General features: G+C 49.3%; 4 protein-coding genes. All 4 read right to left on the bottom strand.

The genetic code is table 11. The features are described 5' to 3' along the window. Positions 1-14: 14 nt before the first annotated feature. The 4 genes from WBG78_RS26660 to WBG78_RS26645 all read right to left on the bottom strand — a co-directional run bounded on the left by WBG78_RS26660 (position 15) and on the right by WBG78_RS26645 (position 14440). Positions 15-3014 (bottom strand): SusC/RagA family TonB-linked outer membrane protein, encoded by a 3000-nt coding sequence (locus WBG78_RS26660; RefSeq protein ID WP_337329572.1) that lies wholly within the window; start codon positions 3012-3014, stop codon positions 15-17. 233 nt (positions 3015-3247) lie between these two features. Next, positions 3248-4672: a CCA tRNA nucleotidyltransferase gene (locus tag WBG78_RS26655; RefSeq protein ID WP_337329571.1), complete on the bottom strand. Its 1425-nt coding sequence runs from the start codon at positions 4670-4672 to the stop codon at positions 3248-3250. Between the two features lie 270 nt (positions 4673-4942). After that, complete coding sequence (locus WBG78_RS26650; protein ID WP_337329570.1) at positions 4943-5980, bottom strand: PorP/SprF family type IX secretion system membrane protein; 1038 nt, start codon at positions 5978-5980, stop codon at positions 4943-4945. Between the two features lie 33 nt (positions 5981-6013). Next, positions 6014-14440, bottom strand: a complete 8427-nt coding sequence (locus tag WBG78_RS26645; protein ID WP_337329569.1) for a PKD domain-containing protein — start codon at positions 14438-14440, stop codon at positions 6014-6016. Between the last annotated feature and the right edge of the window lie 86 nt (positions 14441-14526).

The following is a 14526-nucleotide window of genomic DNA, read 5'->3' as shown; positions in this document are numbered from 1 at the left end:
GTTGTCTTTTTGGGTCAGAAGGTCAGGTTAAGGCCAAACGTATACGTTCTCGTTGTGAAATACGTACTTCTTCGTTCTATACCAGGAGAAAGTGGGTCAGGATCCGGCGGAAAGAATCCATTCGGATTGGTGTCATTGGTATCCACATATCTGACTTCCGGGTCAACACCAGTGTAATTCGTGATCGTAAAAAGGTTCTGACCTGCCACATACAACCTTAACTTGCTAACAGCTTTTCCTGTCATCGGGAAGTTGTAGCCAATTGACATGTTGTCAAGTTTTACAAAATCGCCCTTTTCAACGTGAACACTGTTAACTATTGCCTTCTTGACAGAAGGGTCAAAATATTTGGTATTAACAACGTTGTAGTTAATAACGGTCGTAGGCTCAGTATTTTCATAGAAGCCACGATAGCTATTCAACAAATCATGGCCAAACGAACCTCTGATGAAAATGTTCGCATCAAAGTGACCGAATGTAAAGCTGTTTGTCCATCCAACAGTCAATTTCGGAAGTCCATTACCAATGACGGTTTTGTCGTCGTCACAATTACAGTACTTGCCGTCTCCATCGAGATCTTCAAAAACAAGATTTCCATCGGAAGCAACACTGCTCTGAACAGGTCCCCAAAGCTGACCCAGTGTGGTTCCTTCTTTAACCCTAACCAGTCGTGTGTCGTTCTGTCCGGGAGATCCCATGTTGGCTCTGTATAGAATACCTCCTTCACCCACAGAAAGCTTGCCTTCTGATAAGCTTTCCACGCGGGTCTTCATGGTCGCAAAGTTTGCTCCCGTTGTCCACGTGAATGTGGGCTTGCTGATGGCGGCATAGTTTACGGCAAACTCGAAACCACTGTTCTTCAATTCACCAATATTGACAAGCGTCTGATTATATAAGTTCGGAGGGACAGGAACGTTTACTGTCAACAGCAGGTCATTTGTATTACGGAAGTAATAGTCCGCTGTACCAGTCAGCTTATTGTCGAACATTGAAAAGTCAGCTCCGAAATCGTACTCCGTTTTCGTTTCCCACTTCAAGTCAGGGTTAGCATTACTAACCGGGCCATAACTGGGCACATACTTTCCATTGTAAAAGAAGCTGCCGCGCTGACCGAAGCGCTGCAATGATTGATAAGAGTCTCTTGGCTGATTACCTGTAACACCGTAGCTTCCTCTGATCTTTAAAGAGTTAACCGCCGGAATTTCTATAAGGTTGCTCAAAGTCACACCAGCGCTGGCGGCAGGAAATAAACCCCACTTGTTGTTTGCGCCAAATCTTGACGAGCCTTCGTATCGCGCCGACACCGACACAAAATAGTTATCGGAAAAGTTAAGGTTTGCCCGACCGAAGAACGCAACGAGTTTATTGGAATTCTTATAGCTAACAATATCGCCTAGGCCATTGTCGAAATCCTGCGCAGTCCCCATGTTATTATAAGTAAAGGCATCTGTCAGGAAATTTCCGCCCTGCATACCAAAACCATCATTAACAAAATACTGATACGAATAGCCACCCAGAAGGGCCATGTCCATGGTACCGATATTTTTATCGTAGTTCAGCGTGGTTTCAAACAATTGAGCGTAAGCTTCTTTGATAAGTCTGTTAGCCAAACCGTTTCTGTTGTAACCACCCCATTTGGAGGTTTTACCGAAATATTGTCCACGAACTTCAGAGTCACTCTGTGATGAATAGAAAACCGACGCTCTGAACCCAGGGAGAATATCCGAAAAATCGTACTCGCCCCTGATGCTTCCCAATAACCTTGTATCAACACCATCGCTCTTATTCAGCTCAGCTATACCCACTGGGTTGAAATAGTCAAAAATACCACGTTCAGCATAGCCGCCAAACTCACCGCCTCCGGTTTCGCTGTCGGTCGAACGTTGGTTGTCATATACCGGCATGGTTGGATTCGAGATAATCGCATAACGCAGCGATTCAAGAAAACCGTACTCAGCCTTTTTGCGTGTAGTCGAGAGGTTGAAAGTGAACGTAGCACGATCACGCAACGCCTTCTGTGTAACATTAAAGCGTCCGTTGATTTGCTGAAATCCGGAATTAATCGCAATACCATTAGCATCGCGATAGTTGACAGCAGCGCGGTACGATGTACCAGCCGCACCGCCGGACACAGCCAGATTGTGTACCTGATAGTATCCGTTATCCGTAACCTCCTTCATCCAGTCGGTATTGCTTCCGAAATCCTTTGCTCCAGGGAGCGCGCGATACTCATCAGCACTCATTACATCGATCGTGTTTGCAATTGTCTCCAACGCCACCGATCCATTGTATTCAACAACAGTTTTACCAGCCTTACCACTCTTTGTGGTGATCAGGATCACACCGCTACCACCCCGGGATCCATAGATTGCCGCAGCAGAACCATCTTTCAATACATCAATGGAGGCAATGTCATTCGGATCGACCGTGTTCAGGTTTCCACCAATAACACCGTCGATTACAATAAGCGGCTCTGTATTCGCGCCGAAGCTCGCTATACCTCTAAGGCGGATGTTGTATCCTCCGTTCGGGTCGTTTCCGGCTTTAGCAATATTAAGACCGGCAACTTTACCTTGAAGGAGCTGAGCAGGATCGTTAACTGTACCCTTGTTGAAATCTTCCGGCTTTACGCTGGTAACAGCACTCGTAAGTTCTTTCTTCTCCTGAGTGCCGTAACCTACAACGACAACCTCTGCCAAAGACGTGACGTCAGCTTTCATGGCGACATCAATCTTACTTTGATTTCCAACAGTTACTTCGCTGGAAGTAAATCCAACAAAGGAATACACAAGCGTGGACGTCGACGCAACAGCAATAGTATACTGGCCATCAACATCAGTCACTGTACCGTTGTTGGTACCTTTCTCAATAATGTTCACACCTGGAATAGGAGTCCCGTCTTCTCCGGAAGTCACCTTCCCTGTCACAGTTTTGCTCTGGCCGTACGCAATGTTGGCAGCGACTACCATTAGCAAAACTGCATACCTGCATAAGGACAGATAGAGTTTCGTCATAAATTTTGGTTTGGGTTAATTGTTCAGTGGATTCCAACCCGTAGTAAGGGTTAATCACACGTTTGAAATCCAATTTTAAAGTATGGAGAATTCCCAATCTAACCAGCGAAAAAAGTAGTTTTTTTTAAACGAAATCGTTACCGCAATCGATTCAATTGATCAATTGAGCCGCTTCATCGTTTGCATTGACGTTGAAATGCCCCGAAACCCGAATTGTCCCGGTAGTGCGAATTCTATACCCCCGAAAAAGGAGGAATGACAAGCCCCTTATCTGCCGCGATCCTCGCGAGAAGTGTTAACGCTTCCTGTCGATCGTTCCCTATCTCTCCCTCCATTATCGCCTCCTTAATTTGTTCTTTCAGATCTCCGATAATTCGACCCGGGCTCAGGCCATACATCTGCATAATCTCATCGCCGGTAACGGGTGGTTGAAAATTCCTGATATGATCTTTAGCTTCAACCTCGGCAATCTTTTGTTCAACCAGGTCGAAGTTCTTCAGAATACGCCCCACCTTCTCCAGGTTTTTCGAAGTCACATCTGCGCGGCACAATGCCATCAGCGCGTCGATGTCGTCACCTGCATCAAACAACAGGCGTCGTATTGCTGAGTCAGTCACCTCTCCTTTAGATAAAGGAATTGGACGAAGGTGCAGGCGCACGAGCTTCTGAACAAATTCCATACGATCATTGAGAGGCAACTTTAGTCTCTTGAAGATACCCGGTACCATGCGACCGCCGCGGTCTTCGTGACCATGGAAAGTCCATCCGTGTACTTTGTCGTATCGTTTCGTTGCAGGCTTCGCGATGTCGTGGAGAATGGCTGCCCACCGTAACCAAAGATCAGAGGAAACAACCGCGACATTGTCGAGCACCTGAAGCGTATGAAAGAAATTGTCCTTATGGGCGCGGTTGCCAACATACTCAACCCCATGCAGTGCCACCAGTTCCGGAAAGAACTGCTGAAGCAGGCCGCTGTGAAACATCAGCTTGAAACCATATGAGGGCACCGGACTGAGAATGATCTTGTTCAGCTCATCAGTGATCCGTTCCTGCGATACGATCTTGAGCCTTGAAGCTTGCGAAACGATTGCCTGGAAGGTATCGGCCTCTATATCATAATTGAGTTGTGACGCAAAACGAATGGCGCGCATCATGCGCAGAGGGTCATCGGAGAACGTGATGGCAGGATCAAGCGGTGTGCGGATGATCTTTCGTTTAATGTCTTCCTGTCCGTTAAATGGATCTATCAACTCCCCAAAACGCGAAGCGTTCAGGCAAATAGCCATAGCGTTGATAGTGAAATCCCGTCGCTTCTGGTCATCGTCAAGCGTTCCGTCTTCCACAATAGGCTTACGGGAATCGGACCGGTAAGACTCCTTCCGCGCTCCTACAAACTCGAGGTCGAAGTCACCAAACTTCACCTGCGCCGTACCGAAGCTTTTGAAAACAGTTACGTGCGCATTGTCCAGCGCCCGGGCCACACCTTGCGCCAGCGTGATGCCACTGCCCACACACACAAAGTCAGCGTCTTTCGACGGCCTCTTTAATATTAGGTCGCGCGTGTACCCTCCTACTATATAGGTTTCAAGATTGAGCTGATCAGCCACCTGGCCAATCTTTCTAAAAATGGGGAGATCCACCGCCTGCGCCAGAGTCATAGTGCGCAAAAATAATTGATAATTGACAATTGATAATTGATAATTATTGGGCCCCTGTCGGGCCTCCTTTCAGGCTTTTACTTCACAACGAAAAAAAGGGGCCATTCAGCCCCTCCAAAATTATCCGTTATCAATAATATCAATTAGCAACTAGCAATTGTCGATTATGAGGCCCTGTAGAAAGACCTCCAGTCAGACATTGACTTTCACAAAGAAAAAGGGGCCATCCGGCCCCTCCATAATTATCAATTATCAATTGTCAATTATCAATTAATTCCAGAAGCCCTCCTTACTATTGAACGTCGGACACGGAATGAGCTTATACTTCTTCTTTACGTCTTTCTGCGTCGACTTCGTATTGAACTCCCACACGATTGAGATTTCGTGTGCCCCGCCAGATGCGGTTTGGAGATTCGAGATCGTAAAGTCGTAGCTGTAACCTATTGTTAACTGTTTGAAATACAAGCCAAGAAACAGAATAAGGGCGTCTTGCTGAATACTGCTGATAACTGTTTGTTGAAAAGGTTTACCACGGTACCAAATACCAATAGACACAGGATCGATGTGATAGTTTACGCCGAGGTCGAGCTGTTGGAACGTCTTACCCTGCATTCTATATATAAAGGAAGGCGTCAGGTAAGTGGCACGTGAACGCGAAGTCAGTTTGCCGCCGGCAAGGCTCATACGAATACCACCGTGAATAGCAGTCTTCATCTGAAGGCGGCTTACATCGTTCAGTACAGAAAGGTTAGGCTGGTTCATGTGTGTGAACGATGCGCCAAGCCATAGACTTTTGCTGTACAGGAGAAAGCCCGAACCAAAATCAAAGTAATTCTGACGACCCAGTTTGTTAAGATCAGGATCGAGGGAAATTCCATCGTACTCAAGACCATCTCCCATCACAAGCTTGGAACGGTCGAGGCCGTTTGATCCATAACCAAATGACAGACCAGGAGAAAAGACGAGGTTTTCAGAGAGCTTCACCTTATAAGAATACAGTAGGCTGGCCGTTGTCGTGCGCCATCCTGCGGAACCCATCTTGTCAGTGGTGAACAGGAAGCCGAAACCACTGCGCAGTTCGTTGACGAAGATATCGTATGAAGCCGCGTACGTCGAAAATGCCTGTGGCAGATTGGGCCATTGCACGCGATGGTTAAGTACGATCCGTTGCTGCGGCGTGATGCCGGTGAAGCCCGGATTAAGATAGAGTGGCGCCTGGTAGTACTGTGAGAACTGCGGATCCTGCGCACGAACATGCGAAACCACAGCGGTCAGCAACAGTACACAAAGCGGTAAAAATTTCTTCATCGTTCAAAAAGTTTGTGTTCCCAACTGTCCTTGCTATCTGATTAGAGTGACGTCGCCAATCTTTGTCGTTCGCTGCCCGTTCGAGAGTCGCATGATCAACTTATAGACATATACACCGGCAGGCATTGCTTTATGATTTTTGTCATAGCCATCCCAACCCATGTTTCTGTCCTTGCTTTCGAACAGCATGTTACCCCAGCGGTCGAAGATCTGCATCTCGAATTCTTCCACTCCTCGTGCGATTGGCAGGAACACGTCGTTAAACGTTCCGTTGCCTGCAATGCCGCCTGTCGAACCATTCGCACTCGGCGTGAACGCATTCGGCAGTTTCACAAATCCACCATCGAGAGCGACTAATTCATTACGAACTGTGTCATAGCAGACGATCCTCTTGTCGAGAACACCATCGCCGTCGATGTCGCGCATGCCATAGTCTTTTCCGGCTACGAGCACTACGTTGTACTTGCCTTCAAGTTTATAGTAGTGACGTGGTTCAAACTCGTCGGAGGTGGCTCCGTCATCGAAGTCCCAATGATACTCGGTAGCACGCGCCGACTTGTTAAAGGTCTGGAGCTCGGTATCTGGTACGTAGAGCGGGTTCGGACGCATCTCGAAGAGTGCGGTCGGAACATCCATTACTTCAATACCCTTCTGTACAGCAGTGGCTGTCTGGCCAGTAGCATAATAGCTGGCGGTCAGGTAGATGTCGTATACCCCAGGCGTTAGGATTCTGAATTCCGGTTCGCGCAGGTTAGACGTACCAACAAGTCCAGACTGGTCGTACAGTTCCCACTCAAAGGTGTCTGCCCCTGGCGACAGGTTCGTAATCGTGATGTTCACTGGGAAACACGATGCCAGAGGAGTTGCCTTGAAGGCCGCACCAACTGTCGGAAGCATGATCGTGATCGGCTTGATCATCGTGCTTGCACAGGTATTGTTTTCGTTACGTGAAAGAATGTTTACTGCTGTAAGCTTCACGCTCTTCGTGCCCGCCCTGAAGTAGTCCACCGTGATCGGGTTGATGCCAGATCCTGTCGGAGGCGTCGCTTTGGCATCGTCGAAGTCCCACGTGTATTCGAACGCAGCATCATCAAGAGGAGCCGAGTTGTTCGTGAAAGTTACTGTCGAGATACCACCGATGAATGCATTTGGAGGATCCGGTGTATTCAGTATACCGGCCGTTATTCCGCGATAGACTTTCAGCTCCTGAGAGTATGTATCACCGCATCCTTCTGTGTTCGATGCTTCATACACTACCTCGTAGAAGATAGGGTTCGTAGTCGTCGTGTTGAACATCTGATAGCTGATCTCGGACAATGGACCAGAGCGAACATCGCGTTCTTCTCCGCTGCCCACCGGACGATAGTACCATCTTCCATTGTCTACACCTTCTGATTGATCGATGAAGCGAATTGATTCACCGCTACAGAGGATCGTATCGCCAGGGATAATGTTGAGGCGTACACTTGGCAATATCGTGATGTTCTTCGTGGTGAACTTAGGAGAACAAAGTGCGTTCTCTGCCTGCAGTCTCACAGGATAAGGAGTAGATGTTTGCGTATTTCCAGAGGTGAATACGTGCGTGATGGTGTTGTTACCAACTGGTCTTTCACCATCTACGATAACATCCTGACTACCGTCAGACCATATCCAGGTATACTTCACACCAGCTTCAACCTGCCACTGGAACGAGAACGTTCCTCCCGAGCATTGTTCCGCCGGCGCAAGAACAGTAAAGTCTGAATTTGTCTTGATTACATCAACATGCAACATCTGAGGCACGTTCGCCGCCAAACATCCGTTGAGGTCTTTCACACGCAGCAACGTGTAGTCCTGGGCTGCCTGGAAGTTGCTGACCGGTATCATCGTATTCTCAGTGCCAATCATGTTCAGGAACGTAGTCGATCCCGACGAGTAGTCGTACTCAATAGGTGCCGCGCCGCCGGTCATGCCCAGCAGCAGCGTGAATGAATCACCCTGACAAACTTCCGACGGTGCATTGAATGACACCACTGGCAGAGGGTTCACAGTAACCTGTACGATGTTGTCTTTTCCAAGTATCTCACAGGCTGTGTTCGTCCTTGCCGATATACTGCTGGCAAGACGTCTGAAGTAAGTAGTCTGCGCAAGTACGCCAGGATCGTATGTTGTCGAAGTCGCCAACGGTATGTCTATCCACTCAGCGTCGTTCATAGAGCCGGTGAGTGACAATTGCCACTGATAACGATAGTTACCCACGCCACCGAAGGCTGGCACCAGCTGATTGATCGGTGCAGCATCATCACCATCGCAGACCGCCTGATTGATACCGATGAAGCCAGGGCTGAACGGAGGAGGATTGACGATGATCGCCACTGCAGGAAGCGCAGGACATCCTTTTGCATCCACAGCAGAGATCGCATAGTTGCCGGCACCAAGACCGGTAAAGGTATAGTTGTGCAGCAGTGTGTTGGCAATGATCGGGTTACCGGGATCCGATGACTTGGTCATCGTGATCGTATAATTGTTCGGCACGTTTCCACCGGAAACAGCCATCGCTACTTCACCGTCAACTGCATCGCGGCAGCTGAGGTTAAAACCATTGGCATCCGTAAGCACGCTCACGTTATTGATTTCAACGGCAGCAGGCTGATCAAGAAGTAACGGTGAAGAGTCCACTTTACAACCGTTGCTGTCGGTGATACGCACGTTATAAGTTGCTGCACCAAGTCCGGTGAAGATACCGTCGTTATCGGCATCCACGCCGTTGGTCTGGAGCAACAGATATTGAGTATACGTTCCGGTACCACCGGTAACATTGGTGCTGAGTGAACCATCCTGTCTCAGGAAGCAGGAGATCGGATCTACTTCGGCAAGCGTTGCCGACATCACCGGAGGTTCTACAAGAAGCACCGGAGAAGTTGCTGTACAACCTTTCGCGTCCTTAACGTCAACGGTATAGTTACCCGCATCAAGTGAGCTGAACGTGTACACATTAGGACCTGCGTTAATCCATGGACCAGGGTTCAATGGATCGCTTGTCAGACGGTAAGAGTATACCGGTGAACCATTCAATACGTCGACGCGCACCTGCCCTGACTTGTCGCCAGTACAGTTCAGGTTGAAGCCCGTAAAATCACTGAGCGTAGTCGAGAACGAAACGTTAGGATTAATATCGTATTCAACTTTTGCCACCGCACGGCAGCCTGTAGGCACATAAATTACTTCTGCAAACACAGGGGTGTTGTCGGTCATCACATAGGCGTTGAGGCTACCCACGGGGATGACTGGCACGCAGCTACAGGTAGGATCTGATGCATACCATTTGATCTGAACATCTGGTGTACCGGCACCTGAGTTGATGGCAGACTCAAGTGTTGTAAGATTAGCCGTGTAGTTGGTACCACCAGGGGTATCCGAACATGCTGAGAGCAATTGATCGGTCGCCTGCGTCTTGCGATTTACAGTTACAGTAAACGTCTGGATTGGATTGGAGCAACCGGCAGCCGATTCTTCCGTAGATACGTTCTTTCCGTAAACTTCAAATGTAACGGTGCCGTCGGCCGTGGACAGATTATTGATTATACCCAGGTTAGTAATGTTGCCTGTACCTGATGCGGGACTACCCACCGTGATCCAATTATCATAAGAAACAACTCGCCAGTGGAAAGAGCCACCAGGGTTATTGGTAGAATTGAACGTCACATTAAGTGGAGTACCATTACAAAGCGGCGCAACGGAAACGGGATCAACAATTGTTCTTGGATAAACCTGGACATTTACTTGTGTCGGTGCACCCTGGCATGTTAATAAGGTGCTGTACGGGTTTACCGTATACACAACGGTCTGGTTAGACGCACCTGAGTTTATCCAGGCATCGTCGCTGATCACATCCGCAAGGTATTGAGTAGACCCTGGTGTAGGAATGTTACCAGGAACCAGCGGCGTGACATCGGCAGGGACGCTGATGCTTGAGATAATGAAACGGTCCGCGGGGAAAGTATTCAACGCAGAAGTTAACGTTATCCCTGTTTGCTCTCCGCTACAAATACTCTTGCTGAGTAGATCCAGTTGAGGAAGAGGTTTAACGACGACGGTGATAATATTGTTAGGTCCTTCACACCCGTCTGCGCTGACACCTGATACAACGTACTGAACATTTAACGGCGTGGGCGTCTGGTTACGGTATTGATCATTGTATAAGTAATTGTCCGGCGTGAATGGCAGCGTAAAACCGAGAGGCGGTGTCGGCGCCGCATTCATGACAATCAGGTTGGGATCCGGCTGGTAAGCTTTATAAATATAACTCACCGCAGTAGGTCCTGACGAAGTGGTGAGAGAGATCTCTGACAGCGACTGACTACAAACCTCCCTGTCTTGAGCCGCCAGCACAGGCAACCCATTGACGTCCACAGGGTGAGTGGCAGGAATACCGGAACATCCTCCGGAAGTAACAGGAATAACCGCAACGTCACCTGGCGTGCTTCCAAAGTTAACATGAATCACATTAGTGCCTTGGCCCAGAATTATTGACGCTCCTGCGGGTACGGACCACGCGTAGGAATATGTGCCGGAAACTACTGGAACAGAAAAGATAACGTCCGTCTGGAAAGCGCACACCTCGCTTGGTCCAGTAATACTCGCGGTTGGCTTGTCTTCGACAGTGATGTGCAGAGACTGCACTGCACCGGGGCAACCTTCAGGCGATGTCTCAACCACCGAGATGTCATACCCAAGAGGATCGGCGCTGGGAAACTGGAGTAGCACAAAGAAATCTGTCGTCGATCCTGTAGTGACCGTTACGCCACTGGAAATAGTCCATTTATAGCTATAACCCGGATGATAGCTTTGCACGGTGTAGAACATTACCGTCGCTGGATCGTGGCACACGAGTGATGGACCGAGGATAGGGTTGTCCGCAGGAATTGGATTGATACTGAACGTTACCATTGCCACGTTGTAGCAACCGAGTGAAGTGTTTTCCACCTTTGCATAGAATATTTCTCCATCGGTAACACCATCCACGTTCGTAGCATCAGGAACAGGAACAGTAACAGCCGCATCCGTAAACCAGGTAATGGTTCTGTTCGGCTGAAGCAACGAAACATCACCGTTGTAAATAGTAAGGTTTCGATCATCGACAATACCCGTGCCTGCAACTGTTTCGCAGACCGCGGGATTGAGGTTGGCAACGAAAGGCCTTGAAGTGACCGTGAAAGTTACGATAGCATCGGATGAACAAACAGGTGTTCCGGTAGTATTCACACGAACGTAGAAGATTTCGCCGTCTGAAATATCCTCCGACGATGGCGTAGGGACGGCCACAGTACGCGCGGCGTTACGGTACCACAGCACCGGATTCCCTGAACCACCCGTGATGGCTGTGTTATATGCAGTAAGATCCTGCGCTGAGGCCGTCGATGAGTTGGCCACGGTCTCGCAAAGCGCAGTAGGCGTTACGTTGTTTGCCGTCGGCGCGTTAATACGATTGATAGCCACAATGTCCGTAGTCGCGGCGCACACCCCCAATGCGCTGTTCACCGTCCACATGAATTCGTTCGTTCCAAAGTCCAGATTAGTCACGCCGGTATTTCTGTCTGCAGGATCATTGATACCCAGGGTCGCCGGTGTAACAACCGACCACGTTCCAATACCTAAAAGGGTGGGCGCCGTTGCATTCAGCGTAGCCGTTGTTCCGCATACATCATTGTCCGCCCCTGCATACGCATTGGCCGGTTTCTTATCGACTGTAACGACAAGTGGATTGCTAACATTCGCGCAGGTGGGAGCGTTAGGATGAACCGCCACGAGTTGAAATGTGACTGCACCTGCAGTGTGATCGGCCGCCGACGGTGTGTAAGTGTCGGCCACGGTAAGACTGGAAATGACACTTCCGGTGCTGGTTCCAGAGCTGGCAAATGTACCTGTACCACTGGTAGTCCACTGTCCACTCAGAGCTCCCCCTCCTACCGTACCAGTGACGGCAAATGCCGAAGCTGGCAGGTTCGTTACATCAACGCACACGGTCTTATCAATCTCAGGGGCGGAGGTTGCCGGCTGATAAAAATTGATGATTACGTTCCTTGTTTGAGGTGTGCACGAACCGCTACTGTAAGTAAGACTGAATGTGTAAGCGCCGACTGTACTCACCGTGACATTGCTGGGAATCTGATCCGGAGTTACAATCGTAGCTGTACCGGGGCCGGAAACTAAATCCCAGAGAATGATTTCCCCGCCTACCGGCGCCGTTGCGTTCAGTGTTCCTGTGGTCCCGCAGAATGAATTCGACGTAGGTGCGGGAATAGCCGGGTCACGACCGAACTGGATTTCCACTTCATCTTCACTTTGACAGGACCCATTGTCTAAGAGCCAACGAAATCTATAGTTACCAGGCTTGTTTACGGTAACCGTAGTATTATATAAAGTCTGGTTAGCAAATGCCGCTGTGCCGCCAGTGGGTCCGGAGATCAGATCCCAGTCGCGCGTAGCGACCGCGATGTTGTTACCAGCTAACGTGTAAGTCAACGGATTGGCCGCTGGTACACAAATCGCAGCATTAGATCCCGCATCCGCTACCGCTGGGTTCGGATTGATAATGTACTGCACAGCGTTGGTAAATGCCGGAGGACATTCACCATTCTTTACCTGAGCTCGGATAAAGTAAGTACCGGCTGTCAGAGCGAGTGAATTCGGAGACACCGGGTTGCTGGTGCCGAAAGAGCCAATAGTCGACCACGGTCCACCTGCCGCTGTTGCCCGCTGCCACAATACGATGTTACCATAGCCGGGACTATTCCAGCTGATGTTGCCGAGATTCGCGCCCTCGCAAAATGTGCCGCCACCCGACATTGTGCCAATCGCGGTAGCGCGTGATACTGTGACAGGGAACTCAGCAATAGTGGATTCGCAGAACGGTGAATTCACAAACTTCCTCCGAACACGGATCTTTCTAATAACTGTCCCTCCACCACCGAACGTTCCATTGGCAACATTATAGGCGGCCGTAATGTTCTGCGCCGTGGCGCCTGAACCAACGGTAGGGGTAAGCGTAACATCGGTGACAACGGTGTTGGAATTATTCACTACGTCCCACACAAATTCAGTTGGCCCCCCAGGCGTAAGCGTATTGGCAGGATTTGGCACGCTGTATGCAATTCCGTTCTCTCCGTTACAAACCGCATTGTCACCCGATATCGGACCGGCTACTGGCACAGCACCACGAACAGTGATGGTAATAGGTATGACCACACTTTCGCACTTAAGCCCCGCAACATTGACCTGTCGGAGATAGCTCGCCCAAACGCGATAAACACCGGCTGTTGTGTTGCTGAAACCGGGTACTGATGCTGCTGGATAACTTGTGCTGTTATTGTTTCCTCCAGGGTTCGGCAACGCGGTACCCGGTGAATTTGAATTGTCTCTGAACCAAAATACCCGATCGTTGCCACCGCCCGGAACAGTGATGCGGAACGGATTATAACTCGCTCCGTTACAGATGTCCTGATTCGTCGGAGTTGGTGGTGCAGGTTGTGCAACAACTCTGATAATACCAACTTCATGAACGGCAGGATCTGCGGGATAAGGATTACACTGGTTCCAGTAGTTCATTCGAATATGAAATTCCTCCCCTGCTTTTGCCGTCGCCGGAATGGTAATCTGTTCCGTGTTATTGACACCAAACGGCGGCGCCGAGGTAGCCAACGGTTGTGGTGATGCCAGCGGTGCAGCGGGAATCGTTAAAGGTGCCCCTATTGGAGTAACATTCACAAGCACAGTACCGGTGATTGTGTTTACAACTCCATAAGTGAAGTTTCTCCAGCGCTGTGGTGAGTTAAGTGCCGTTAGTTCCTGAGGCGGTAAACAATTCAACCTGGTCCGGTCGGTAAATCGAACCGTGGTTGCAACCCCTTCACAAACTTCAAAAACATTAGCACCTGAATTCTGTTCCGTCAATACCATGTCACCCGAACACTGATCATCCGTGTTGAAACGGAAAAAGTCTGGTGATGTACCAAACTGCGCCGGACAGGTGACACCGGCAATGCGAAGAAATACCCGAGGACGATAGGAACATTCTGCTCCGGGGCGCACTCCACAAGCCCGTGGAAGAAATATGTGCTTTACTTCATCAATCTTATAACTGTGAGGCCCGTTGTTAGTCACGGGAATGGTTGCGTTACCAAACGCAACGACCTGACGCGGCGATCCGTCATCCCAATCTATCTCCACAGCAAAGTTACTTGGGTTGTTTCCGTCGGCGACGTTCGCTGCCGTAATACTGATGATAGCAGGATCACCAACAGTATTGATGTTGGCCGGCTTGTTCAAGCATAACTTTCCATTGTCCACACTGATCGCACCTCCTGTTGGAGTTGGACCAACCCAACCACCACATCCAACCTGCGCCAACGCGTCCTGCGATACGACCAATAATAGGACGATGGCAAGTAATTGAAGATAACCGTGTAAAGATGTACGCATGCACTAACGACGTTTGAAAAACCAAATCCGACATGAGTGCCCAGCGAAAAGCTGAATGTTTCATCAACCGCACTAACCAATCATAT

Source organism: Chryseolinea sp. T2, from assembly GCF_037203685.1.
Lineage (GTDB): Bacteria > Bacteroidota > Bacteroidia > Cytophagales > Cyclobacteriaceae > Chryseolinea.
Note: the sequence above shows the minus strand (reverse complement) of the source record. Positions and strands in the feature narration are given on the sequence as shown.